General features: G+C 71.5%; 22 protein-coding genes. 12 read left to right on the top strand and 10 right to left on the bottom strand.

What is annotated here, in order from left to right; genetic code table 11:
- The first annotated feature begins 166 nt into the window (after positions 1-166).
- Positions 167-703: a hypothetical protein gene (locus tag OG787_RS45390; RefSeq protein WP_369029850.1), complete on the top strand. Its 537-nt coding sequence runs from the start codon at positions 167-169 to the stop codon at positions 701-703.
- 153 nt (positions 704-856) lie between these two features.
- On the opposite strand, the gene OG787_RS45385 is transcribed toward OG787_RS45390, so the two are convergent.
- The 3 genes from OG787_RS45385 to OG787_RS45375 form a co-directional block, all read right to left on the bottom strand.
- Complete coding sequence (locus OG787_RS45385; RefSeq protein ID WP_369029851.1) at positions 857-1,648, bottom strand: putative protein N(5)-glutamine methyltransferase; 792 nt, start codon at positions 1,646-1,648, stop codon at positions 857-859.
- A 209-nt stretch (positions 1,649-1,857) separates the two neighbouring features.
- Positions 1,858-2,577, bottom strand: coding sequence for a GNAT family N-acetyltransferase (locus tag OG787_RS45380; protein WP_369029852.1), 720 nt, complete (start codon positions 2,575-2,577; stop codon positions 1,858-1,860).
- Positions 2,574-3,503 (bottom strand): NADP-dependent oxidoreductase, encoded by a 930-nt coding sequence (locus OG787_RS45375; protein WP_405540771.1) that lies wholly within the window; start codon positions 3,501-3,503, stop codon positions 2,574-2,576. Before OG787_RS45375 ends, OG787_RS45380 begins: the two co-directional genes overlap by 4 nt.
- Before the next feature lie 210 nt (positions 3,504-3,713).
- Between OG787_RS45375 and OG787_RS45370 the strand changes: the two genes are divergently transcribed.
- The 3 genes from OG787_RS45370 (at position 3,714) to OG787_RS45360 (ending at position 6,014) form a co-directional block, all read left to right on the top strand.
- A complete protein-coding gene (locus OG787_RS45370; RefSeq protein WP_369029853.1) occupies positions 3,714-4,319 on the top strand; it encodes a sulfite oxidase-like oxidoreductase in 606 nt (201 codons plus the stop codon).
- A gap of 46 nt (positions 4,320-4,365) precedes the next feature.
- The gene (locus OG787_RS45365) at positions 4,366-5,088 is read left to right on the top strand and encodes a ferredoxin reductase (protein ID WP_369029888.1); all 723 of its coding nucleotides are present in this window, start codon (positions 4,366-4,368) and stop codon (positions 5,086-5,088) included.
- Between the two features lie 335 nt (positions 5,089-5,423).
- Entirely contained in the window at positions 5,424-6,014 is a 591-nt protein-coding gene (locus OG787_RS45360) for a hypothetical protein (protein WP_405539287.1), read from the top strand.
- A 6-nt stretch (positions 6,015-6,020) separates the two neighbouring features.
- On the opposite strand, the gene OG787_RS45355 is transcribed toward OG787_RS45360, so the two are convergent.
- Positions 6,021-7,379, bottom strand: coding sequence for an 8-oxoguanine deaminase (locus tag OG787_RS45355; protein ID WP_369029855.1), 1,359 nt, complete (start codon positions 7,377-7,379; stop codon positions 6,021-6,023).
- A 168-nt stretch (positions 7,380-7,547) separates the two neighbouring features.
- Here OG787_RS45355 and OG787_RS45350 point away from each other — a divergent pair, with 168 nt between their 5' ends.
- Positions 7,548-8,516, top strand: coding sequence for an acetylxylan esterase (locus tag OG787_RS45350; protein ID WP_405539286.1), 969 nt, complete (start codon positions 7,548-7,550; stop codon positions 8,514-8,516).
- A 175-nt stretch (positions 8,517-8,691) separates the two neighbouring features.
- Positions 8,692-9,858 (top strand): serine hydrolase domain-containing protein, encoded by a 1,167-nt coding sequence (locus tag OG787_RS45345; protein ID WP_405539285.1) that lies wholly within the window; start codon positions 8,692-8,694, stop codon positions 9,856-9,858.
- Between the two features lie 38 nt (positions 9,859-9,896).
- On the opposite strand, the gene OG787_RS45340 is transcribed toward OG787_RS45345, so the two are convergent.
- The 6 genes from OG787_RS45340 to OG787_RS45315 all read right to left on the bottom strand — a co-directional run bounded on the left by OG787_RS45340 (position 9,897) and on the right by OG787_RS45315 (position 16,938).
- Positions 9,897-10,658: a class I SAM-dependent methyltransferase gene (locus OG787_RS45340; RefSeq protein WP_405539283.1), complete on the bottom strand. Its 762-nt coding sequence runs from the start codon at positions 10,656-10,658 to the stop codon at positions 9,897-9,899.
- Between the two features lie 86 nt (positions 10,659-10,744).
- A complete protein-coding gene (locus OG787_RS45335) occupies positions 10,745-12,649 on the bottom strand; it encodes a hypothetical protein (protein ID WP_405539281.1) in 1,905 nt (634 codons plus the stop codon).
- Positions 12,650-12,924: 275 nt separating this feature from the next.
- Complete coding sequence (locus OG787_RS45330) at positions 12,925-13,695, bottom strand: SDR family NAD(P)-dependent oxidoreductase (protein ID WP_405539280.1); 771 nt, start codon at positions 13,693-13,695, stop codon at positions 12,925-12,927.
- Positions 13,692-14,996 carry a histidinol dehydrogenase gene (hisD, locus tag OG787_RS45325; protein WP_405539279.1) on the bottom strand — a complete coding sequence of 435 codons (1,305 nt, stop codon included), beginning with the start codon at positions 14,994-14,996 and terminating at the stop codon, positions 13,692-13,694. The genes OG787_RS45330 and hisD overlap by 4 nt, the downstream gene beginning before the upstream one ends.
- 29 nt (positions 14,997-15,025) lie before the next feature.
- A complete protein-coding gene (locus OG787_RS45320) occupies positions 15,026-15,976 on the bottom strand; it encodes a VOC family protein (protein WP_405539278.1) in 951 nt (316 codons plus the stop codon).
- A complete protein-coding gene (locus OG787_RS45315) occupies positions 15,973-16,938 on the bottom strand; it encodes a fumarylacetoacetate hydrolase family protein (protein WP_405539276.1) in 966 nt (321 codons plus the stop codon). Before OG787_RS45315 ends, OG787_RS45320 begins: the two co-directional genes overlap by 4 nt.
- A 395-nt stretch (positions 16,939-17,333) precedes the next feature.
- On the opposite strand from OG787_RS45315, the gene OG787_RS45310 reads away from it, so the two are divergent.
- The 6 genes from OG787_RS45310 to OG787_RS45285 are packed head-to-tail and all read left to right on the top strand — an operon-like array spanning position 17,334 to position 23,149.
- Positions 17,334-17,639, top strand: a complete 306-nt coding sequence (locus OG787_RS45310) for an antibiotic biosynthesis monooxygenase family protein (RefSeq protein WP_405539274.1) — start codon at positions 17,334-17,336, stop codon at positions 17,637-17,639.
- A 53-nt stretch (positions 17,640-17,692) separates the two neighbouring features.
- Positions 17,693-18,817: an FAD-dependent monooxygenase gene (locus OG787_RS45305; protein ID WP_405539273.1), complete on the top strand. Its 1,125-nt coding sequence runs from the start codon at positions 17,693-17,695 to the stop codon at positions 18,815-18,817.
- On the top strand, positions 18,814-19,818 hold the full coding sequence (locus tag OG787_RS45300; RefSeq protein ID WP_405539272.1) for an amidohydrolase family protein: 1,005 nt from the start codon (positions 18,814-18,816) through the stop codon (positions 19,816-19,818). Before OG787_RS45305 ends, OG787_RS45300 begins: the two co-directional genes overlap by 4 nt.
- Positions 19,815-20,807 (top strand): cyclase family protein, encoded by a 993-nt coding sequence (locus OG787_RS45295; RefSeq protein ID WP_405539271.1) that lies wholly within the window; start codon positions 19,815-19,817, stop codon positions 20,805-20,807. The genes OG787_RS45300 and OG787_RS45295 overlap by 4 nt, the downstream gene beginning before the upstream one ends.
- Positions 20,808-20,818: 11 nt before the next feature.
- The gene (locus OG787_RS45290; RefSeq protein ID WP_405539270.1) at positions 20,819-22,189 is read left to right on the top strand and encodes an FAD-binding oxidoreductase; all 1,371 of its coding nucleotides are present in this window, start codon (positions 20,819-20,821) and stop codon (positions 22,187-22,189) included.
- Between the two features lie 3 nt (positions 22,190-22,192).
- On the top strand, positions 22,193-23,149 hold the full coding sequence (locus OG787_RS45285) for a fumarylacetoacetate hydrolase family protein (protein WP_405539268.1): 957 nt from the start codon (positions 22,193-22,195) through the stop codon (positions 23,147-23,149).
- Positions 23,150-23,303: the final 154 nt, after the last annotated feature.

Genomic DNA, 23,303 nt, shown 5'->3' with positions numbered 1-23,303 from the left:
CCATCACCGGTCCGCCGTACGAACGAATCCGTCACCTGCCCGGTCGCCGTCCGGGTGCGGGCCGGGGCGAGGGCACGTTGGCTGGCCCCGAGGCAGCACGGGCGATCCCCGACCCTCGGCGGCGCATGGGACGTACCGCCAACCGTGCCGCCGGAGGGCAGTCCACATGCGAACCGTTCCACTCCTCCTCCGATCCGGCCTGACCGTGGCGGCCGCCGCCGTGCTTCCGCTCGTCCTGACCGCCCAGACCGCTTCGGCGGCCGGGATCTCGGTGAGCACCAGCGGGTCCACGGTCTCGGTGACCACCAGTGCGTGCCCCACCAGCAGCGGCAGCGGCTACGGCAGCGCCTCGCTCCTCAACAGCAGTCAGCGGTCCTTCGACGAAGGGCGTGTGGTGACGCTCTCGGGTACGAGCGCCAGCCAGTCCGCCGTCTGGTCCAGCGTCGGCACCGGCACCTACACGGTCACCGTGCGGTGCGCGAACGGTGCCACCGCAGGTTCCCAGGCGGTCATCGTCAGCACCGCCTCGACGCCCACCATCTCGGCCACGGCCTCCCCCTCCCGGGGCGTCATGGGCGGCCTGGGCGGCGCCACCAAGGACTACGGCACCCTCACCTTCGCAGCGGGCGGCACCCTGGTGGTGTGCGGCGCGGTGGCAGCGGCATGGGCACTACGCCGCCGCTCAAAGCCGTACCGACTCTGACCCCCCGCCGCCTTTTCGCCCGTCCCGTCCCCCGCCCCCGCTAGGGGCCGGCGGACCGGGCGGGGGAGGGGCGCCAGCCCCGCCAGGGGCGCGGGGAACTGCGCGACCAGCCACGACGGCGCAGCAGCCGAAGCACCATCCCCCACAACCCGCTCAACTCCGAACCCCGATCACCACATTCGCATACAGCTCCTCCGACACCGCCAGCCGCGCATCCAACCCACCCCCCTCGAACGCCGAAATCGCCGAACGCGCCTGGCGTTCACTCGTCTCGACCAGGAGACACCCACCGGGCGCCAACCACTCCGAGGCCCGCGCAGCGACCCTCCGCAGCACGTCGAGCCCGTCGCCACCCCCGTCCAGGGCGACGAGCGGTTCATGGTCGCGTGCTTCCGGTGGCAGCAGTCCCACCTCCTCGGTGGGGACGTACGGCACGTTGGCGGCAAGGATGCCGACCCGCCCGCGCAGACCGACGGGCAGCGCGTCGAACAGATCACCCTCGTGGGCGTGTCCGCCGTACGCGGCGACATTGCGACGGGCACACTCCACGGCCACGGGGTCGATGTCGGCGGCGTGCAGTTCGACACCGGTGAGTACGGCGGCCAGGGCCGCACCGACCGCGCCCGAGCCGCAGCACAGGTCCACGACGACGGAGGCGTCCGGAGCCTGGGCGAGGGCCTCGGCGACGAGGAACTCGGTACGTCTGCGCGGCACGAAGACGCCCGGCTCGACGGCGATGCGCAGCCCGCTGAACTCGGCCCAGCCGAGGACGTGTTCGAGCGGCAGTCCCGAGGCGCGGCGGGCGACCATGGCGGCCAGCTCGTCCGGGTCACGGGCGGCGGAGAGTATCAGCCGGGCCTCGTCCTCGGCGAAGACACAGCCGGCGGCGCGCAGAGCGGCGACCACGGCCGGGGAGGGATCGAGCGAAGAAGAACTGGGGGGCATGGAGCCGCGAGCCTTTCGGAAGCCGAAGGGCGCTCTCGCGGTCGCCTAGCGGAGGCGGTCCGCGTTGCCTCGAGGTGAGAGCACCCGACCTGACACAGCGGTAATGGGTCTCACCTCCCAGGTGAATGTCCGGCTGGGGCGTTCCGCAGCCGGACGGCAACACTACCCGAACGGTCGGGCCCACGCCCTCCCGCACCCCGACGCTCTTGCTACGGCAGCGCCAACTCCCGCTCGTCGCCGAGGCGTTCGGGTACGCGGGCGGCCAGGAACGCGGTTCTGCGGCGCAGCCGGAAGCCGAGGGACTCGTAGAGCCGGATGGCGTTGGTGTTCTCGGCGGCGGTGTGCAGGAACGGGGTTTCTCCCCGGCTGCGGATGCCATGGGCGACGGCGAGGATCAGCCGGGTCGCGAGGCCCTGGCCACGAACCGAAAGGTCGGTGCAGACCGCGCTGATCTCGGTCCAGCCCGGCGGGTGCAGCCGCTCCCCCGCCATGGCGACGAGGGCGCCGTCCCGCCGGATGCCCAGATAGGTGCCCATCTCGACGGTGCGGGGCAGGAAGGGTCCCGGCCGGGTCCGTTCGACGAGGTCGAGCATCTCGGGGACGTCGGCAGGGCCGAGGCGGACCGCCTCCGGGTCCGGTGCGGCGGCGATGCCGTCGTCCACGAACTGCACACCGTCGATCTCGAACGTGATCTCCCAGCCCTTCGGGACCTGTCCCACGAAGCCCGCCAGGGGCACCTCGGCGCCGGGGCCCGCGAGGGCGGCGGCGTCGGCCCAGTCGTCGGCGTCGGGCTCGTCGGGCAGCGCCAGCCACGGCGAGACGTCGACGGGATAGCGCAGCACCCGACCGCGCCGCTCGGCGAAGTGGGCGTGCGGGCCGGTCAGCGAGGCCAGGGCGGGGTTGTCGAGAACATGCGTGCCGTCGCTCATCGGGCGACCTCGACCGTGATGACCGTCTTGCCGCGCGCGTGGCCCTCCTCGACCGTACGCAGTGCCTCACCGGCCCGGTCGAGCGGGAAGGTGCTGGTCACATAGGGGTCCAGGGCACCGCGTACGACGAGGTCCGCGACCGCGTCGAGAACGGCGGCGTCGCGGGCGCGGACGACCCGGGCGCCGCCCAGCCGCTCCACGGCCTCGGCGGACGCGCCGGCCGTGATCAGCTTCGTGCGGTCGGTCAGCAAGGTCGCGGCCTCGTCGAGCACCTCGCCGCCGACCAGGTCGTAGACGCCGTCGACGCCCTCCGGGGCCGCGGCACGCGCGCGTGCCGCCAGGTCGGGGCCGGACGGCACGTGTACCGCGCCCAGCGACTCGACGAAGTCCTTCTTGCCGTCGCCCGCGACCCCGACGACCCGCAGCCCCCGGGCCCGGGCGATCTGGAGGATCGCGGCGCCGACCCCGCCACCCGCGCCGGTGACCAGCAGGGTCGCGCCCGCGGGCAGGGCGAGCTGGACGATGCCGTCGTACGCGGTCGCCGCCGCGACGGGCAGGGCCGCCGCGTCCGTGAAGGAGAGCCCGGCGGGCTTGTGGGCGGTCACGGTGACCGGCAGCAGGGCGTACTCGGCGTAGCCGCCTGCGACCGGGTTGCCGAAGACCTCGTCCCCGACGACGAAGCCGGTGACGCCCTCGCCGACCTCCGCGACGACTCCGGCGACCTCGTTGCCGAAGACGGCGGGCAGTTCGCGTGCCCCGCCGCCCGCGCGCGCGTAGCCGGTGCGCTGCTTCCAGTCGACGGGGTTCACACCGGCCGCGCGGACCGCCACGAGCAGCTGCCCGGGACCGGGGCGCGGCCGGTCCACGTCGACCAACGCCTCGGTCTCCGGACCGCCGAACCGTGTGAAGACGTACGCCTTGGGCATCTGCTCCCACTCTCCTTCGCTCACCGCCGGACCATCCGGATCAACCGGTATTCAGGGCAAGGTCGATCTCCGGAGCGCTATTCCCGTGACGGCCGAGAGTTCATACGGCCGCAATGATCACCACGGGCCCGGGGTCAGGGGCACGCACGGCGACCCCGTACGGTGGTACGCGTACCGACTGACCAGGCCTGACCGTGAGGCGCCCACCCTATGAACGTCACCCGAGGCTTCACCGGACGCCCGCGCGTCCACAACGCCGGTCTGCCGCCCGGCCAGTACGACGCGGGCGACGACTGGCCCGTCCTGTCCGCCGAGGTCACCCCCGATCTGGCGCCCGCGGACTGGTCCTTCCGGATCGACGGCCTGGTGGCCGCACCGCGCACCTGGGACTGGGCGGAGGCCCACGCGCTGCCCGCGTCGGCGTACGAGGGTGACATCCACTGTGTGACGAGCTGGTCGAAGTTCGGGGTGCGGTTCGGGGGTGTGTCCCTGGACGCGTTCCTCGACGCGGTGCGGCCCGACGCGTCCGCGACACACGCCGTCGCCTACTCCCACACCGGGTACACCACGAACCTGCCGCTCGCCGATCTGACCGGCGGACGGGCGTGGATCGCCTGGGAGTACGAGGGCCGGCCGCTGCCCGCCGAGCACGGCGGTCCGGCGCGGCTGCTGGTGCCGCATCTGTACTTCTGGAAGAGCGCCAAGTGGATCGCGGGGCTGCGGCTCCTCGACCACGACGAACCGGGGTTCTGGGAGCAGAACGGCTATCACGCGCGCGGGAACCCGTGGGAGGAACAGAGGTACTCCGGTGACTGAGCGCTCCGCTGAAAGTTCGGACTTCGTGCCGGTGACGCGGTTCGCGGTGCCCGGCCGGATCGCCGTCAGCAATCGCGCCGCCGCCCTCTGGCAGACGGCCACCCTCACCGAGGTCCGCCGGGAGACGCCCCAGGCGTCCACCTTCCGGTTCGCGGTGCCCGGCTGGGCGGGGCATCTGCCCGGCCAGCACCTGATGCTGCGACTGACCGCCGACGACGGCTACACGGCCCAGCGCCACTACTCGATCGCCTCGCCCCCGGACGACACCGGGCACATCGAACTGACCCTCGACCATGTCGAGGACGGCGAGGTCTCCGGCTGGTTCCACACGGTGGCCAAACCCGGCGACGAAGTGGAGGTGCGCGGCCCGCTGAGCGGCTTCTTCGCCTGGCCGGGCGACCGCCCCGCACTGCTGATCGGCGCGGGCTCCGGAGTCGTACCGCTGATGTCGATGGTCCGCCACCACCGCGCGCGGGACCTGTCCGTGCCACTGCGGCTGCTGGTGTCCGCGCGCGGCCCCGAGGATCTGATCTACGCGCGGGAGTACGGCTCCGAGACCACCCCCGTCTTCACCCGCCGGGCCCCCGAGGGCGTGCCGGTCGGACGACTGGCACCGGCCCATGTGACGCCCCTCCTGGACGCCGAACACCCCCCGGGCGGATGGGAGGCGTACGTCTGCGGCTCCAACGCCTTCGCCGAACACGCCTCACGGCTGCTCGTGGCGGCGGGCCAGCCCGTGGATCGGATCCGCGTCGAACGCTTCGGCTGAGGATCCCGCTCCTGGTGGTGCCCATGCGCCCGCCGGTGCCGGCCGCCGAGCAGTCGGCCGCGGGTGCGTGACGTACGCGCGCGGCTCCAACGCCTTCGCCGAACACCCGGCAGCGCCACGACTGCTGGTCGCGGCGAGCCGACCCGTGAACCGGATCTGAATCCGGCCCCCGGTGGCGGCCTCCCGACGTAACTGTGCGGCCCCGCACCTTCCCGTCCGCGCCAGAGGCCACGGCCACGGTGGTGCGCCGGATCCATGGGGGCGTGGGCCGGCCGTGTGCACGACCCCTCGTGCGCGGCTCCCGTTCGGTCGATGTCGCGCGCGACGATGGGTGGGTGGAGGTCCGGAGGGGAACGCGGGTGTACGGCTGGCGGTGGCGGCGCAATCCGCTGCGCCGTCGGTCGGACGTCGTGGAGGCGTGGACGGTGCTCGTCGTCGCCGTGGTGCTGTGCGTCGGCGCGCCCCTGGTCGGGGCCCTCGCGGCCCGGTGGGCGCACGACGAGGCGCGGGCGACGGCCGACGCACAGCGGGCGGAGCGGCATCAGGTGCGTGCGGTGGCCGTCGCCGGGCCCGGGGAGCCTTCGGCGCTCGTGGGCAGACAGCACCTGTACCGCGTACAGGTGCTGTGGACGGAGCCGGGCGCGGGGGCGCGTACGGCGACGGCGCACGTTCCGGCCGGTACGCGGCGCGGTGATGTCATCGACCTGTGGCTCGACGCGCAGGGGCAGGCCGTCGCACCGCCGCCCGGCGCAGCCGCGGTCCGGCAGCACGCGGTCGCGGTCGGGATCTGCGCCGCGGGTGCGACCGTCGGCGTCGCCCTCCTTGCCCGAAGCGCCGTACACCATACGTCCGTTCAGCGTCGGCTCGTGGAGTGGGAGCGCGCGTGGGCGCGTACGGAGCCGGAGTGGACGCGGCGTCGGGCGTGACGGGATCTACACGCGCTCCTGCATCCGGCGGGCGATCCTGCCGTGGTCGGTGAGCGCGTCCCGCAGGCCGGGCAGGACGGGCTCGCCCCGGTCGACCAGGACCCGTCCGGCGACAATCGTCGTCCACGCGCGCGCGGGTCCGCAGCGCAGCCACGCCTCCACGGGGTCGCTGAGCGCACCGGCGAGAGCGACCTCGTGCAGGTCCCAGACGACCAGGTCGGCACAGGCACCGGGCCGCAGATGCCCGATCTCGTCGGCGCGGCCCAGACAGCGTGCCGAACCCCGCGTGGCGATGTCGAGGGCGTCCCGCGCGGTCATCGCGCCGGGGCCGCCCCGGTAGCGGCCCAGCAGCAGGGCGCCGCGGGTCTCCATCCACAGGGAGGCGTGGTCGGTGGAGGCGGAGCCGTCGCAGCCGATGCCGACGGGCAGGCCCAGTTCGCGCATCTCCTTCACGCGCGCGGTGCCGCCGCCGATGAGCATGTTGGAGCTGGGGCAGTGCGCGACCCCGACGCCCGCTGCGGCCAGGCGGCGCAGTTCGGCGTCGTTGGGATAGATGCAGTGGGCGACCCAGGTGCGGTCGCTCATCCACCCGGCCTCCTCGAAGTACTCGACGGGCCGGCAGCCGTAGGTCTCCAGGCAGTAGGTGTCCTCGTCGTGGTCCTCCGCGAGGTGCGTGTGCAGGCGTACGTCGTGGCGCTCGGCGAGTTCGGCGGTGGCCGTCATCAGCTCCTTGGTCACCGAGAAGGGTGAGCAGGGGGCGAGCGCGACCCGGATCAGCGCGCCCGGCTGCGGGTCGTGGTGGGTCTTGATGAGGCGCTCGCTGTCGGCGAGGACCTCGTCCTCGGTCTGGGTGACGCTGCGGGGCGGCAGGCCGCCGTCCTCCACGGACCGGGTCATGGAGCCGCGCGTGGCGTGGAAGCGGAAGCCGATGTCGCGGGCGGCGCGGATCTCGGCGTCGACGAGTCCGGGGCGGGGGTGCACGTACAGGTGGTCGGAGGAGGTGGTGCAGCCGCCCATGAGGAGTTCGGCCATGCCGACGTACGCGGACACGTACGCCGCCTCCTCGTCGAGCGCCGCCCACAGCGGGTAGAGCGTGGTCAGCCAGTCGAAGAGGGTGCCGTTGACGGCGGGCGCGTAGGACCGCGTGAGGTTCTGGTAGATGTGGTGGTGCGTGTTGATCAGGCCCGGGGTGACCAGTCGCCCGGCCGCCGACACGGTCGTCCGGGCCTCGGGCTCGGTCCCGGCGGCGCCCACGGCGGTGACACGCCCGCCGTCGACGGCGACCCACCCGCCGGGAATCTCGCGCCCGCCGTCCACGACGAGCAGTTCGGCGTCCCTGACCAGCAGTTCCACAGGAGTCGACATGGTCGTCATCGTAGAGCGGCGCGAGCCCCTAGGGGATCTCGTCCGGGCCCGCGTCCGGGGCTCGTCCGGGGCCCGTCCGGGGCATGAGGCCTGGCGGGCGTCCAGGCCTCCCACGTACGGTGTGATCACCCGCAATCGCTTGCTGTCACCCCACAAAGGCGGTCCTGCATGGCACAGTTCGACCTCCCCCTCGACGAACTCCACGAGTACCGCAGCGCGTCCGTCGAGCCCGAGGACTTCGACGCCTTCTGGTCCAAGACCCTCCAGGAGGCCCGGGAACACGACCTGGACGCCCGCTTCGAGCCGGTGGACACGGGCCTGACCACGGTCGACGTGTACGACGTGACGTTCGCCGGCTTCGGCGGTCACCCGGTGAAGGGCTGGCTGCGGCTGCCCGCCGGTGCGTCCGAGCCGCTGCCGGTGGTCGTGGAGTTCATCGGGTACGGCGGCGGGCGCGGCCTGCCGCACGGGGACCTGCTGTGGGCGTCGACCGGCCGCGCCCACTTCGTCATGGACACCCGCGGCCAGGGCAGCGCCTGGGGCGGCGGCGGTGACACGGCGGACCCGGTGGGCAACGCGCCCGCGTTCCCCGGCTTCATGACCCGTGGCATCGACGCCCCCGAGAACTACTACTACCGGCGGGTGTTCACGGACGCGGTGCGCGCGGTGGAGGCCGCCCGTTCGCATCCCCTGGTCGATCCGGCGCGCACGGTGGCCATCGGCACCAGCCAGGGCGGCGGCATCACGATCGCGGTCGGCGGGCTGGTCCCCGACCTGGTCGCGATCGCCCCGGACGTGCCGTTCCTGTGCGACTTCCCGCGTGCGGCGACCCTCACGGACCGCCACCCGTACCGCGAGATCGGCAACTACCTCAAGACCCACCGGGGCCGCAGCGCCGACGTGCAGAACACGCTCGCCTACTTCGACGGCGTGCACTTCGCGGCACGCGGCCGGGCCCCGGCGCTCTTCTCGGCGGCCCTGGAGGACCAGACCTGCCCGCCGTCGACGGTCTTCGCGGCCTTCAACGCCTGGGCGCACGAGGACAAGAAGGTCGAGGTCTACGACTTCAACGACCACGAGGGCGGCGGCCCCTTCCAGGAGGCGACGAAGGTGAGGTGGCTGCGCTCGTACGCCTGACGGGCCCGTGGGCGGCTGCGGTCGGGGCAGCGGCAGGGAGAGCGGCAACGGCGACGGCCAACTCGTCGATTCCGATGACTTCCCCTCCCTTCCCCGCGATCCGACCAGTCGGTATGTTCGGCGGTGCCGGGTCACAGTGTCGTGGCCCGGTTTTCCGGCGGACGACGGAGGTCCCATGGCCGAGCACGTACCAGACGTTCACGGTGACTGCGACGCACGCTTCTCGGCGGTGCGGACGGCGTTCGAGGAGAACTTCCGCGAGCGCGGGGAACTGGGCGCGGCGGTGAGCGTCACGGTCGGCGGCGAGACGGTGGTAGACCTGTGGGGCGGCTGGGCCGACGCGGGCCGCACACGCGTGTGGGAGCGCGACACGCTCGTCAACGTGTGGTCGACGTCGAAGGGCCCGACGGCGTTGTGCGCGCACATCCTCGCCGACCGGGGCGTGCTCGACCTGGACGCCCCGGTGGCCACGTACTGGCCGGAGTTCGCGGCGGGCGGCAAGGAGGGTGTGCTCGTACGGCATCTGCTGTCGCACCGCGCGGGCCTGGCCGGTCTGCGTGAGCCCCACGCGCTCGCCGAGTTCTACGACTGGGAGCTGACGACCCAGCGGCTCGCCGCGATGGAGCCCTGGTGGGAGCCGGGGACGCAGTCCGGCTATCACGCGTTCACGTACGGCTTCCTGGTCGGTGAGGTGGTCCGCCGGGTGTCGGGGCTGCTGCCGGGTGCCTTCCTGGAGCGGGAGGTGACCGGGCCGCTGGGCGTCGACTTCACCATCGGGCTGCCGGAGAAGGAGGCGGGGCGGGCCGCCGAGCTGGTGCAGCCACCGGCCGCCTCGTCCAGTGAACAGGCCGCGATCTTCGCCCAGTTGACGCCCGCCGCGATCGCCGCCCTGGCCAATCCCGTTCTGGGCGCCGCCGAGGCGAACAGCCCCGAGTGGCGGGCCGCCGAGGTACCGGCCGCCAACGGCCACGGCACGGCCCGCGCGATCGCCGCGCTGTACGGCGTCTTCGCCGGGCAGGGCTCGTACGGCGGACAGCGCGTCCTCTCCCCCGAGGCGGCCGAGCGGGTGCGCGAGGGGCAGGGCAGCTGCCGCGACCTGGTGCTCGGCGCGGGTCTCGGCCACGAGACGGAGATCGGGCTGGGGCTGTGGCTGAGTGGCCCGGGCGGCTCGTACGGGCCGAACCCGAGGGCGTACGGCCATGACGGCTTCGGCGGTTCCTGCGGGCTGGCCGACCCGGAGGCGGGCGTGTCGCTCGGGTACGTCATGAACCGCATGGGGCCGCATATCGCCGACGACCCGCGGAAGATGGCGCTGATCGACGCCCTTTACGGGGCGCTCTGACCCGGCTGCCCACGACTGCGCCGAGGAGTGCTGAAGGCCTACCCGGCCGGTGTCCGCGTCGCCACCACCATCCGGCAGCGCGGACTGCCGTCCGGTCGCCGTCCGAACTCGGGGAGCGCACAGGTCTCCACGTCGAAGCCGGCGCGGGTCAACTCCCTGCGTACGTCGGCCAGTCGGAAGGCCCGGTAGTACATGACGAACGGCGGCTTCCACACGGCGTTGCGCACCCGCATCACCGCGTCGAAGCCGAGGAGCGCCCAGTAGGCGCGCGTTCCCGGGCGGGCCGGTGCCACGACGGGGAAGGCGAAGCGCCCGCCCGGCCGCAGTACGGAATGGACCTGGGCGAACAGCCCCGGCAGCTCACCCGGCAGGAAGTGCCCGAACGCCCCGAAGCTGACGACCAGATCGAAGGCGGGGGTGGGTGCGGCTGTCGTGGCGAAGGGCAGGGCGCGGGCGTCGCCGCGTACCAGGGAGACGCGGGGCCCGCCGGTCCGCTCACCCGCCCCGGTCCGCTGCCGGGCCACCTCCAGCATGCCCGCGCTGATGTCGATCCCGGTGACGCTCCCCCGGCACACCCGCTCCAGTACGTCCAGACCGGCGCCGGTGCCGCAGCACAGGTCGAGGCCGTCGTCGAAGGGCCCGAGGCCGCCGAGCGCCGACGCCACGGCGTCGAGGATCGTGTCCGGCGTACGGAACGGGGTGTGGTCGAACTTCGGTGCGAGCAGGTCGTAGCCGTGCTCGACGGACGACAGCGCCTGTACGGCGAGTTCACGGAGGGTGGGACCTTCGGGGCTGAACATCGGCTCAGCTTAGGGGGAGAGCGGGCGGATCGCTCAGGCCGTCGGGCCCGCCCGAGCGGGCCCCTGGCCTCCCTGCCGGGGACGGCTCACCCCACGGTCAGCGTGATCGCTCCGGCGTACGTCTGCCCGGCCGTGACGGCTGTGACGGTCCCGTCGACGGTCATGGTCAGCTTCTTGCCGCCGGGTGCCTCGACCACCGCGTCGGCCGCGAGGGTGAGCTTCGTCAGGTACGAGGTGCCGGTGACCGTCCAGGCGGAGCCGGCGCCCAGCTGGACGATCACCCCGTTGTTGACGGCCGCCTGCTTCGTGTTGGTGACCTCGCCCAGCTCGTAGAAGGTGGAAGCGTCGATGGTGGAGACGTAGTGCTGGGTCCTGGAGGCCGAGATGACGCCCTTCACGCTGCTGTCGTCGAAGGTGAGGACCAGGTTCTTGCCCTTGCGCATGCCGTTGTAGAAGTCGCCCTTCAGCGCGATGGAGGTGAAGGTGGCGGCTCCGTCGGCGGTGTGGACGGCGGTGACGTCGAAGGTGGTGTCCTCGGCCGGGTCGCCGGTGGGTTCGGTGTAGACGCCGACGTTCATCATCTTGCCGTCGACGGGGACCGGTCCCGGGTCGTCCAGCTCCATCATCTGAAGGACGATCCCGTTGCGCGGGTTGAGCCGGGCGCCCTGCGAGCCGTCGACGGTGATGGTGGTCTGCTGCCCCTTGTTGAGGAAGGTGGCCTTCTCGGAGTTGATGACGGTCCCGCCGTCGAGCGTCAGCGTTCCGGCACCGAAGAACATGTAGCCGAAGTGCCCCGAGTTCACGACCGTGTTCCGGGCCGGTACGGCCTTCAACTCGGTCTTGGTCAGACCGAGTTCGAGTTCGGTGTTGAGTGCGGCGACGGCTGCGGGCGTGCTGTCGCCGTAGTGGACGACGGCCGCCGGGCCCGCGATGATCGTCGCGTAGCTGCCCACGTCGAACCGCGAGCCGAGGACGCGGACGGTCGCGTCGCCGATGGCGTAGGTGCCGTAGCCGTACGAACCGGTGTTGCCGACATGGCTGTTGACGACCGTCAGCTTGAGACCCCGGCCGCCCTCCACGGACAGCGCGCCCCAAGTCTCCGAGAAGACCGTGGAGTTGACATAGGTCGCCCGGCTGTTGGCCCCGATGAGGTTGGTGGCGCGGACGTTCCCGTCGAGGCCCAGCATCCAGGGCACCGACTGCATGTACGGCGTCTCGACGGTGGCCTGGTAGTCGGCGGGCAGGACGCCGTTGCGGGTGTGGATCCGGGAGTTCTTGACGACGACGTTCGCACCGGCGTCCGCGATGACACCGGTACGCACGACGCCCTTGGTCGCGATCCGGGCGCCGTCGAGCACGAGCTTGGTCGCCGATCCGGCGCCGACGACTGCGGCTCCGTACCCGGCGAAATCGGAACGCCCGTTCCCGGTGAAGGAGATGACGGGCCGCTCCAGCGTGTAGTCGGCGTCCTTCACATACACGCCGTCGAAACACTCGCCGGTCGAGGTGATCGACACGTTCTTCGCCACGGAGTCGGCGAGCCGACCCCCGATGACGCTGGTCAGCACGGACTTGGCGCGCGCTACGCCGTCGGCGTCCACGTAAAGGGCCTGCCGGAAGGGGAAGGTGAGCGTCTCGTAGGTCACCGGGTTCGCCTCGGCCACCGTGAGGACGACATCGCCCCGGTAGGTACCGGCCTGGATCAGCGTCTCCGTACCGCCCGTCTCGGTCAGCAATTGACCCGTCTCCACGCCGTCGACGGTCAGGGTGACGCTGTAGCCGTCGGGGGCGACGATCTTTCCGCCCTCGGCGATGGACAGTCGGTCCACGCGGGTGGTCGCGGACAGCTCGTACGTCTCCCCGGCGGCGACCGTGATCCGCGCGCCCCGCGCGGTCGCCGGCGCGGCGCTCACGGAGGCCACCGGGACCAGTACGGCACCGGCGGTCGCGGTACCGGCGATGAGGATCGAACGTCGGGTGATCAGCGTCATGGCATGCCTTCCCAGGGATCGAATGCGCGGTGCGGTCCGAGTGGACGCAGATGCGGAATCGCGCAGAGTGACTGTCCGGCCGCCTCAACACGGCGGCCACGGCTCGGACTTGAGGCCCGATGAAGCACTCCCGGGAGTGAATCAGCCCTGCACAACGGGGAGAAGGGGCCCGGCGCACCCATCCCGGAACCCGATGCCTCGGATCGCACGGCCCGGTCCATGACATTCACACAGCGTGTCCATAAGGGCCTGCTGATCAGGGCACCATCGGTCGGCTACGCCGGGGCGATCATCCCCGCCGACAGGTCGATGTCCGCCCCGCACAGGCCCGGCATCGCGAGCATCGCCAGCAGGGCGCGGGCCACCTCGTCCGCTTCCACCAAGCGGCCCAGTGCGGCCCGGGAGGCGAAGTCACGTTCCGCCTCCTCCGGAGTACAGCCGGTCAGTTCGGCAGTCAGGCGGAAGTTGCGGTCCATGCGTGGGCCTCGAACCGGGCCCGGGGAAAGGGAGTTGACCGCGACGCCCTGGGGGCCTGCCTCGCCCGCGAGGGTGCGGGTGAGGCCGAGGAGGGCCATCTTCGACGCCGTGTACGGGGTGCGGTGGAGCAGGGGGCGTTTGCCGCTCACCGAGGCGATGTTGACGATGTCGCCTCGGCCCGCCGCCAGCATGGGCGGCAGGAAGGCCCGGCACATCAGGTAGACGCCCCGGACGTTGGCGGCGAACACGTCGTCCCACTCGTCCGGTTCGATGTCGACGAGCGGCTTCACGGGGCCCGCGACGCCCGCGTTGTTCACCAGCAACGACACGTCCTCGTCGGCCAGTTGGGATGCCAGCGCGCTTACCGAGTCGGGGGCGGAGACGTCGCACACCGCCGTACGCGCCTCGCCGCCCTCCTTGGTGATCCGGTCCGCCGCGTCCGCGAGGGCGGTCTCGTCTCGGCCGACGAGGATCACCCGGGCGCCCGCGTCCGACAGCGACGACGCGAACGCCCGCCCGAGCGGTCCTCCCCCGCCCGTGATCAGTGCCGTACGCCCGTGCAGGCTCATGCGACGCCGTTCCACGGCAGGGCGTCACCCTCGGCCTTCGCCGCGCGTACGTCGCCGGAGCGAGCGTGGCCCTCGAACAGCTCGACGCGGGAGGCGCGCCCGCAGAGGCGGCCGAGCAGGGCCTGCGAGGCGGTGTCGGTGACCTCCTGGTACGTCACCGTCTTGAGGTACTTGCCCACCCAGAGGCCGCCGGTGTAGCGGGCGGCACCGCGTGTGGGCAGGACGTGGTTGGTGCCGATGACCTTGTCACCGAAGGACACGCAGGTGCCCTCGCCGAGGAACAGGGCGCCGTACTGGGTCATCTTCTCCAGGGCCAGGCGTGGTTCGGCGGTGAGGACCTCGACGTGTTCGAAGGCGAAGTCGTCGGCGAGTGCGTACATCTCGTCCAGGGTGTCGACGACGTGCACCTGGCCGTGGTCGCGCCAGGCCGGTCCGGCGAAGTCGCGGGTCGGCATGCCGGGCAGGAGCCGTTCCACCTCGGCGATCGTCCGCTCGGCGACCTCGCGGGAGGTGGTGATGAGGACGGCCGGGGAGTCGGGGCCGTGTTCGGCCTGGGAGAGCAGGTCGACCGCGCAGACGAACGGGTCGGCGTCCTCGTCGGCGAGGACGAGGATCTCGGTGGGCCCGGCGAACAGGTCGATGCCGATCCCGCCGAACAACTGCCGCTTGGCCTCGGCCACATAGGCGTTGCCGGGTCCGGCGATCAGGTTCACGGGCCGCATCGAGTCCGTCCCGACCGCCATCGCGGCGACAGCCTGTACTCCGCCAAGGAGCCAGATCTCGTCGGCGCCCGCCAGGTGCATCGCGGCGACGGTCGCGGCCGGGATCTCGCCACGGATCGGCGGCGTGCAGGCGACGACTCGCGGTACACCCGCGACCTTCGCCGTGACGATGGTCATGTGGGCGGAGGCGGTGAGCGGGTAGCGGCCGCCCGGGATGTAGGCGCCTGCCGCCTTCACGGGGATGTGCTTCTGGCCCAGCCGGACGCCCGGCAGCGTCTCGACCTCGAACTCCCGCATGGAGTCCAGCTGTTGGCGGGCGAAGGCGCGGACCTGGTCCTGCACGAAGCGGATGTCGGCGATGACCTGCTCGGGCACCGACGCGACGATCTTCTCGACCTCCTCGTCGGAGAGCCGGAAGGAGTCCGGGCTCCAGTTGTCGAACTTCTCGGAGTACTCGCGCACGGCCGCGTCACCGCGTTCACGGATGTCCGCGATGACGCCGGTCACGGTCTCCCGCACCTGGGCGAGGGAGGCGGCGACTTCGGACCTCGGTACGGCGTGCTTCAGGATCTCTGCCACAACTGCGGCCTTTCCGTGGGTAGTTCGGTTCAGACGGGCGGCGCGGTGAACAGCACGTCGGGGTCGTTGAACTGCTCCTTGGCGACCGACTCGCTCATCGGATCGGCCGTCCCCCACTGGTCCTGGGTGATCGGATCGTCGACGTCATGGCGGCCGGGGTGCCACAAGTCCTCTTCGAGGACGGCGAGTTCGGTCGTGTACTCGACGGTGTTGCCGTGCGGGTCGTGGAAGTAGGAGAAGGTGTTGTCGCCGGCCAGATGTCGGCCGGGCCCCCAGGTGAGCCGGGTCCCGGCACGCAGCGCACGGCCCGTCCCGCGCATGTACTCCTCGACGCCCCGCATCTCGAACGAGGCGTGATGCAGGGAGACATGGGGGCCGCGCGCGATGGCGAAGGAGTGGTGGAGGGGGCTGCACCGCAGGAAGTACATGAGGTCGCCCATGTGGGTCGAGTAGAGGGTGTCGGTGAGCCGGAAGCCGAGGTGCCGGACATAGAAGTCCCGCAGCCCTTCCGGGTCCTGGGAGTTCACGACACAGTGCGAGAGCCGTACCGGGATGGCCTCGCGTTCCTCGATCTTCCGGTGTGCGCGGGTGGCGACGTCGGCCGACACCTCGACGACCCGGCCGTCCGGGTCGAAGAAGCGGAAGCCGTAGCCGCCGCCGGGGGTGTCCAACGCCCTTGGTTCATGGACCAGTTGGACACCTGCGCTGCCTAGCCGTACCGCCAGCTCGTCGACGGCGGCCGGTGTCGCGGCCCCGAAGGCGATCAGGTCCATCCGCTTCCGCTCGTCCTGGCGGATCCGCACGATGTACTGCTCGGGGCTGCCCTCGGCGGCGAAGAACGCGATGCCGTTGTCGTCGGCGACCTCGGTCAGGCCCCAGGTGCTGCCGTAGAAGGCGCGCTGGGTGGCGAAGTCCGGTACGGCCAGGTCGACATGGCGCAGATGGGTGATGGGCTGGAAGGGAGTGTCCAGGGTGCTCATGCGTCGCTCCTGACGGTGTTGCGCTGGTGGCCCAGGCCGGTGATCTCCGACTCCACGACGTCCCCGGGTTTGAGGAAGACGCCCCAGTGCGCGCCGTTGCCGGCAGGGGAGCCGGTGAGGAGCAGGTCGCCGGGGCGCAGGGTGGTGGTCGTGGAGACGTACGCGATGAGCCGCGGGATGTCGAAGATCATGTCCTTGGTGGACTCGTCCTGGCGCACAACTCCGTTGTGGCGCAGGGTGATCCGCAGGTCGGAGGAGTCCCCGACGAAGGCGGCCGGGACGAGGAAGGGGCCGGTCGGCAGGAACGTGTCGGCGTTCTTGGCGGTGAACCAGTCCGTGCCGATGGCCTTCAGATCGGGCCGGTAAAGGCGGTCGCGGGTGGTGAGGTCGTTGCAGATCGTGTAGGCGGCGACGTACTCCATCGCGTCCTCGGTGCGGATGTTCCTGCCCGACTTCCCTATGACCAGGGCGAGTTCGAGTTCCCAGTCGTGCTGTTCACCGAGTGCGGGGAGCACGATGTCGTCGTACGGGCCGCACATCGCGCGCGGCGAGCCGAGGAAGACGTACGGGACGCCGTTCCGTGCCCGTACGTCCATCATCTTCTCGGCGTCGGCGCGGGCCTCCTCGGGTGTCGCGCCGTGCACGCTCTCCTTCTCGGCGGCGACCAGATCGACCACGTGCTTGCGGTAGTTGGCGCCGCTCTGGAGGATCTGGCCGGGTTCGACCGGGGCCAGGACGCGAACCGCCGCCAGGTCGAGCCAAGGGCCGTCGGCGGCCGCGGCGAGGTCGTGGAGGCGGGGCAGCCAGGTGTCCCAGTCCTCGACGATCGCGCGCACGGAGGGCGCGAGGTCGGTGAGGTCGCGCACCCTCGGCCCCACGACCAGGCCCGGGAACGTGCCGTTGCCGGCCTCGAAGGTGCCCAGGGCGAACGGGCCAGCGTGGGAGGGGGGTCGGTCGGACACGGGCGGTCTCCTCGTACGACGTACGGGCGGGCGGACTGGTGAAAGCGGGGGCGTTGGCTGCCATTGACGCTAGGCAGCGCTGCCCGGCGGCGGAAATGGTGATTGGCGATGCCTGGCATCAGCGGCCCGTACGGCCCGTGATCAGCGGCCCATCGCCGTGCGCAATGGATGACGTGCCCCTTGCCGATGCCTCGATCCGTTGACCCTGCATCCACCGCCCACGCAGGCTCGGACCACCCACCGAACCCGGCGAGTGAGCCAAAGGGGCGCGACGGTGTCGAGGGGGCGAGCGCGCGGAGGCCCTGACGAAGGAAGGGCTGAGCACGGTCGCCCCCTCGACACCGTCTGTAGCGCCCCGGAGGCGAACCGAGCCCTAAGAAAGAAGCGAGACAGTCGTGATCGTCGAGCATGCCGAGCTGGCCGTCGAAGTCGGTCGTGAGCAGGCGTTCGAGGAGGCCTACGAGAAGGCGCGCCTCGTTCTCGCCGAGGCGGACGGGTTCCGCTGGACCGAGCTGCTGCGCTGCGAGGAGCGGCCGGACACCTATCTGCTGCTGGTCGGCTGGGAGTCCGTCGCCCACCACACGGTCGGGTTCCGCGAGTCCGAACGCTTCGCCCGCTGGCGTGCGCTGGTCGGCCCGTTCTTCGCCGCGCCGCCGGTGGTCGAGCACTACAGCGAGCGCGCCGCCCGCTTCACCGGCTGACCTCTGCCGGCCACCCCCTACCTCTACCTCCCCCTACGTTCGCAAGGATCCCCATGCCCGTTGAAAAGGTGCTCGTCGTCGGCGGCGGCATCACCGGAAGCGTGCTGTGCCTCGCGCTGGCCCAGCGCGGTGCCGAGGCCGAGCTGGTGGAACTGTCGCCCCAGTGGTTCGGGGTGGGGCACGGCATCACCCTCCAGGGCAACGCCCTCAAGGCGCTGCGTTCCGTGGGCGTACTGGAACGGGTGCTGGCCCGGGCGGTGCCGTTCGACATCATGCGGCTGCGACACGCCGACGGTGAGCTGCTCACCGAGCTGCCGACGCCCCACACCGGTGGGCCCGAACTGCCGTCCACGGCAGGGGCGTTGCGCACCGATCTACAGAACGCGCTGTGCGACGCCGTGCACGCGCACGGGGTACGGGTCCGGCTCGGGCTGACCGTCGAGCGGCTCGACCAGGCCTCCGACCACGTCGACGTCACCTTCACGGACGGCTCGACCGGGCGGTACGACCTGGTGGTCGGCGCCGACGGCATCAACTCGCGGATGCGCGGACAGATCGGTATCGACACGCGGCCCCACCCGGTCGGTATGTCGATCTTCCGGGTCGTCGCCGACCGCCCCGCCGAGATGGACTGTGCGGAGGTGTACTACGGCGGCCCCCGCTACAAGGCCGGCTACAGCCCGATCTCCCCGGACCAGTGCTACGCCTACCTCCTCGACGAGAACCTCGACGCCTCCCTCGTCGGCCCCCGCGCCCCCCTCGGGCTGCTGCGCGAGCGCGGTACCGGGTACGGCGGCACCTGGGGCAAGATACTCGCCTCGCTGCCCGACGACACGGCGGTCGACTACCGCTGGATCGAGGCGATCCTCGTCGACGAACCCTGGCATCGCGGCCGTACGGTGGTGATCGGCGACGCCGCGCACGCGTGCCCGCCGCTCATCGCGCAGGGCGCGGCGATGTGCGCGGAGGACGCGGTGCTGCTGGCCGAACTGGTGACCGGGGACGAGCCGGTGGACCTGGCCCTGGAGCACTTCATGGCGCGACGGCTGCCGAGGGTGCGGATGGTGCTGGAGAACTCGCTCCAGCTGGCCGCGTGGGAGATCGCCCCGGGCACACCGGGCGCCGACCCGGCGGGCATCATGTCGCGGACGCTGAACTCCCTGACGGCGGCGGCGTGAGCGGCCCCGTCGTCGACTTCCACGGGCATCTCGCGGTACCGGACGCCGACGCGCTGTGCGCGGGTACGCCCGGTCTCGCCGCCGAGTTCGCCGCCGAACAGCGCGCCCACTCCCCCGCCTCCCTCACCGTCAACCGGGCCCAACTCCAACGACTGGCCCCCAAGTTGACGGACGTCGGCGCACGCCTCGCCGATCTCGACGCGATGGGCGTGGACGCCCAGGTGGTCGGCCCGATGCCGATGCACCATTACTGGGCCGACACCGACCTCGCCGCACGCCTGTCCCATACCGTCAACGAAGCGGTGGCCGCGCACTGTGCCGAGGCGCCGGAGCGGCTGTACGGGCTCGGCACGGTTCCGCTCCAGCACCCGGAACTCGCGGTCGCCCTGCTGGGCGCGGCGGTCGTCGACCACGGCCTGTACGGGATCAGCGTGTCCACAACCGTCGAGGGGCGGGAGCTGGCCGATCCCGCGCGCGACATGGTGTGGCGGCGGGCCGAGGAGCTGGGCGCGGTCGTGTTCGTGCATCCGTGGGGCTGCTCGCTCGGCGCCCGCCTGGCCACCAACTACCTCGGCAACACGGTCGGACAGCCGGTCGAGACGACGGTCGCGCTCTCGCATCTCATCTTCACCGGCGTCCTCGACCGCTTCCCCCGCCTCAAGTTGGTGGTCGCGCACGGCGGCGGCTATCTGCCGACGTACATCGGGCGCTCCGACCACGCCTGGCGGGTCCGCGAGGACGCGCGCGGGTGTGTCGAGCCGCCGAGCACGTATCTGCGGCGCATGTGGTTCGACTCGCTCGTCTACACCCCGCGCGCGCTGCGCCAACTGGTCGAGGAGGTGGGCGCGGACCGGGTCGTCCTGGGCACGGACTACCCCTTCGACATGGGCGTGGACGACCCGCTCGACCGCCTGGACGCCTCCGGGCTCATCGCCGCGGACCGGTCCGCCGTCGCCGGGGGCAACGCCTACGACCTGCTGCTGAAAGGACGCGTCCGATGAACTCCGGCCCGAACCCTGGTCCCACTCTCGGCCCCATCGAGGAAGAGCTCGCCAAGGCTCGTTCCGCGTACCGCAATTGGGGGCGCTGGGGCCCGGACGACGTACTCGGCACCCTCAACCACGTCGACGACGCGATGCGTGCGCACGCGGTGGGTCTGGTGCGGCGCGGGCGGCCCTTCTCGCTCGCGCAGGAGTTCAACGAGCAGGGCCCGCAGCGCGGTTTCCGGGGCCGGATCAACCCCGTGCACTACATGAAGGACACCGGTTCGGACGCGGCGGCGGGCACACAGGGCTTTCCGCACGGGTTCGGCGGCGCCGACGACCATGTCGTGATGCCGCTCCAGGCGTCCACGCAGTGGGACGGGCTCGGCCACATCTTCGACAACAAGCAGGCGTGGAACGGCCGTTCATGCACGATCGTGAACGGCGACGGCGACTCCGTCACCGGCATCGAGCACATGAAGGACGCCTTCACCGGACGTGGTGTCCTCCTCGACGTCGGCCGCGCGATCGGCGACGAACACGGCGAACTCCCCGACGGTTTCCCCATCCTGGAGGAGCATCTGCGGGCCACGATCGAGGCCCAGGGCGCCACTTCGACGGTCCGCCGCGGCGACCTCGTCCTCGTCCGCACGGGCCAACTGGGCCGCGTACGACGGCTCGGCGACTGGGGCGGCTACGCGGCTGGCGACGCCCCCGGCCTCTCCTTCACCACCCTCGGCTGGCTGCACCGTACGGAGATCGCCGCAATCGCCTCCGACACCTGGGGACTTGAGGTGCGACCGTACGAGTTCGCCGAGCGGGCGATGTCCCCGCTGCACCAGATCGCGATTCCCAACATGGGCCTGCCACTGGGCGAGATGTGGGACCTGGAGGAGCTGTCGGAGGACTGCGCGGCGGACGGTGTGTACGAATTCCTGTTGGTCGCGGCGCCGTTGCCGGTGACCGGCGCGGTGGGCGCCCCCGTCAACCCGATCGCGGTCAAGTGAGTACGGCATCGATGAACACCAACCGTTTCTCCGGCACCCTCCACCTCCCCGGTGACGAGGACTTCGACGAGGCCTGCTTCGGGCGTGTCTTCAACGCCCGCCGACCGTCGGACCGTTCACCGGCCGCCGTACTGCGGGCGGCGACCGAGCAGGACGTCGTGGAGGGCGTACGGCTGGCCCTGGAGCGGGGCTGGCAGGTCGCCGTCCGTTCCGGCGGGCACAGCTGGGCCGCCTGGTCGGTGCGTACGGACGCGCTGCTGATCGACCTCGGGGATCTGCGCGAGATGACGTACGACGACACGACCGGGATCGTGACGGCCACCCCCAGCGTCAAGGGCGGCGATGAACTCAACCCGTTCCTGGGCGAGTTCGGCCGGTTCTTCAACGGCGGGCACTGCCCTTCGGTCGGCATCGGAGGCTTCCTCCTCCAGGGCGGCCAGGGCTGGAACGCGCGCGGCTGGGGCTGGGCGGCGGAGAACCTCGTGGCGATCGATGTCGTCACCGCCGAGGGTGAGTTGGTCCGCGCGGACGAGACGACGAACTCCGACCTGTTCTGGGCGGCGCGGGGAGCCGGCCCGGGTTTCTTCGGCGTCGTCACCCGCTTCCACCTCCGCACGCGTCCCCTGCCGAAGCATCTGGCGCACACGGTCCACGCGTACCCGGTCGCCCTCTTCGACGAGGTGATGTCCTGGCTGCACGGGATGCACCACACGGTGTCGGACCTGGTCGAGATCGTCGCCCTCACCCAGACCCCACCCGGCCACGACGAGCCGTTGCTGCTGGTCACAGGCGTGTCGATGACCGACACCGCCGAGCAGGCCGCCGAGGCGCTGGCGCCGCTGCACACGAATCCGTACGCCGACCGGGCCGTCTTCCGCGTCGAGGCGCAGCCGACCACGCTCGCCGAGCAGCTCCAGGGCCAGCGGAGCGCGAACCCCGAGGGGTATCGCTATCTCGTCGACAACGCCTGGCTGACCGGGCCCGCCGAGGAGGTCGTACCGGCCATCCGGAAGGCGTTCACCGAGCAGCCCACTCGACAGACGTTCACGATCTGGTTCTCGATGGCCCCGCTGCATGAACTCCCCGACATGGCCTTCTCGTTGCAGTCGGAGATCTACTGCGCCACCTACGTCGTGCACGACGAGCCCGAGCGGGACGCCGAGTTGCGGGCCTGGCTCGACGACGCGATGGCGGACATGGAGCCGGTGACCGCCGGCCAGTACCTCGGGGACTCCGACTTCACCGTCCGGCAGGTCAGGTTCATGGGCGACGCGCAGTGGCGGCGGCTGCGCGAGATCCGGGCCGTCCGCGACCCGAAGGGCCTCTTCGCCGGGTATCTGAGCGCCGGGGCCGTCACCAACACCAACCACTGGGAGCAGTGAGGCATGCGGTTCGCGACATACGAGTACGCGGGCGTGGAGCGCGCCGGTGCCGTCCAGGGGCAGACCATCCATCCGCTGCCGGACGGTGTCACCGTCCTCTCGCTCGTCGAGACGGAGACACTGCACGCGGCCGGGGCCGAAGCACTGGGCCGGGCAAGCGAATTGACGGTGGATCAGGTGCGGCTGCTGCCGCCGCTCAAACCGCCGTCCATCCGGGACTTCGTCGGCTTCGAGGCGCACATCGAGGGGGTCTCCAAGTCCCTCGACGGGCTGGAGCACGTGCCCGAGGAGTGGTACCGGGCGCCCAACTTCTACTTCACCAATCCGCACGCGGCCTACGGCGCTCACGACGAGGTGCCGATTCCGGCGGGCTGCTCGGTGCTCGACTTCGAGCTGGAGGTGGGCGTGGTCATCGGGCGGGCGGGGCGTGACCTCACGCCCGAGCAGGCCCGTGAGCACATCGTCGGCTATCTCGTCTTCAACGACTGGTCTGCGCGTGACCTTCAGAAACCGGAGAAGAATCTTGGCCTCGGCTTCTCCAAGGGCAAGGACTTCGCCAACACGCTCGGCCCGTTCCTGGTCACGGCGGACGAGGTGGACGACCGCAGGGACGCCGACGGCTTCCTCGATCTGGAGATGACCGCGACCCTGAACGGCGAGCTGATCGGCCGGGACACTCTTGCCAACGTCTCCTGGACCTTCGAGGAGATGATCGCCTACGCGGCCCGTGACGCCTGGGTGCGCCCCGGTGACATCCTCGGCTCGGGCACCTGCGGCTGGGGCGCCCTGGCGGAGTTCTGGGGCCGCGTCGGCGAGCGCACTCCCCCGCCGCTGGCCCCCGGCGACGAGGTGACACTCACCGTGGAACGCCTCGGCAGCCTCTCCAACCGCATCGTCACCGGACGTACGGACGTGTACCTTCCACGCGCCCGAAAGCGGGGCCGCACCCCACGGCCGTAGCACGGAATCCTGTGCGTCCGCCGAGCCGGGCCTGTGTCCTGCCCATGCGGGCGCAGGCCCGCCGACCTGCGCGTATTCCCGGGCGCGATGGCTCGCATCCGCGTTTCTGAGAATGCGCGCACGGACCTTCCTCATGACGTCCTCCCGAAGTTAC

Source organism: Streptomyces sp. NBC_00075 (assembly GCF_045041225.1).
Lineage (GTDB): Bacteria > Actinomycetota > Actinomycetes > Streptomycetales > Streptomycetaceae > Streptomyces > Streptomyces adonidis.
Note: the sequence above shows the minus strand (reverse complement) of the source record. Positions and strands in the feature narration are given on the sequence as shown.

Excerpts from the sequence above, each read along its gene's own strand:
- OG787_RS45390 (WP_369029850.1), top strand. The coding sequence starts at position 167 with ATGCGAACCGTTCCACTCCTCCTCCGATCCGGCCTGACCGTGGCGGCC.
- OG787_RS45385 (WP_369029851.1), bottom strand. The coding sequence starts at position 1,648 with ATGCCCCCCAGTTCTTCTTCGCTCGATCCCTCCCCGGCCGTGGTCGCC.
- OG787_RS45380 (WP_369029852.1), bottom strand. The coding sequence starts at position 2,577 with ATGAGCGACGGCACGCATGTTCTCGACAACCCCGCCCTGGCCTCGCTG.
- OG787_RS45375 (WP_405540771.1), bottom strand. The coding sequence starts at position 3,503 with ATGCCCAAGGCGTACGTCTTCACACGGTTCGGCGGTCCGGAGACCGAG.
- OG787_RS45370 (WP_369029853.1), top strand. The coding sequence starts at position 3,714 with ATGAACGTCACCCGAGGCTTCACCGGACGCCCGCGCGTCCACAACGCC.
- OG787_RS45355 (WP_369029855.1), bottom strand. The coding sequence starts at position 7,379 with ATGTCGACTCCTGTGGAACTGCTGGTCAGGGACGCCGAACTGCTCGTC.
- OG787_RS45350 (WP_405539286.1), top strand. The coding sequence starts at position 7,548 with ATGGCACAGTTCGACCTCCCCCTCGACGAACTCCACGAGTACCGCAGC.
- OG787_RS45345 (WP_405539285.1), top strand. The coding sequence starts at position 8,692 with ATGGCCGAGCACGTACCAGACGTTCACGGTGACTGCGACGCACGCTTC.
- OG787_RS45340 (WP_405539283.1), bottom strand. The coding sequence starts at position 10,658 with ATGTTCAGCCCCGAAGGTCCCACCCTCCGTGAACTCGCCGTACAGGCG.
- OG787_RS45335 (WP_405539281.1), bottom strand. The coding sequence starts at position 12,649 with ATGACGCTGATCACCCGACGTTCGATCCTCATCGCCGGTACCGCGACC.
- OG787_RS45330 (WP_405539280.1), bottom strand. The coding sequence starts at position 13,695 with ATGAGCCTGCACGGGCGTACGGCACTGATCACGGGCGGGGGAGGACCG.
- OG787_RS45320 (WP_405539278.1), bottom strand. The coding sequence starts at position 15,976 with ATGAGCACCCTGGACACTCCCTTCCAGCCCATCACCCATCTGCGCCAT.
- OG787_RS45305 (WP_405539273.1), top strand. The coding sequence starts at position 17,693 with ATGCCCGTTGAAAAGGTGCTCGTCGTCGGCGGCGGCATCACCGGAAGC.
- OG787_RS45295 (WP_405539271.1), top strand. The coding sequence starts at position 19,815 with ATGAACTCCGGCCCGAACCCTGGTCCCACTCTCGGCCCCATCGAGGAA.
- OG787_RS45290 (WP_405539270.1), top strand. The coding sequence starts at position 20,819 with ATGAACACCAACCGTTTCTCCGGCACCCTCCACCTCCCCGGTGACGAG.
- OG787_RS45285 (WP_405539268.1), top strand. The coding sequence starts at position 22,193 with ATGCGGTTCGCGACATACGAGTACGCGGGCGTGGAGCGCGCCGGTGCC.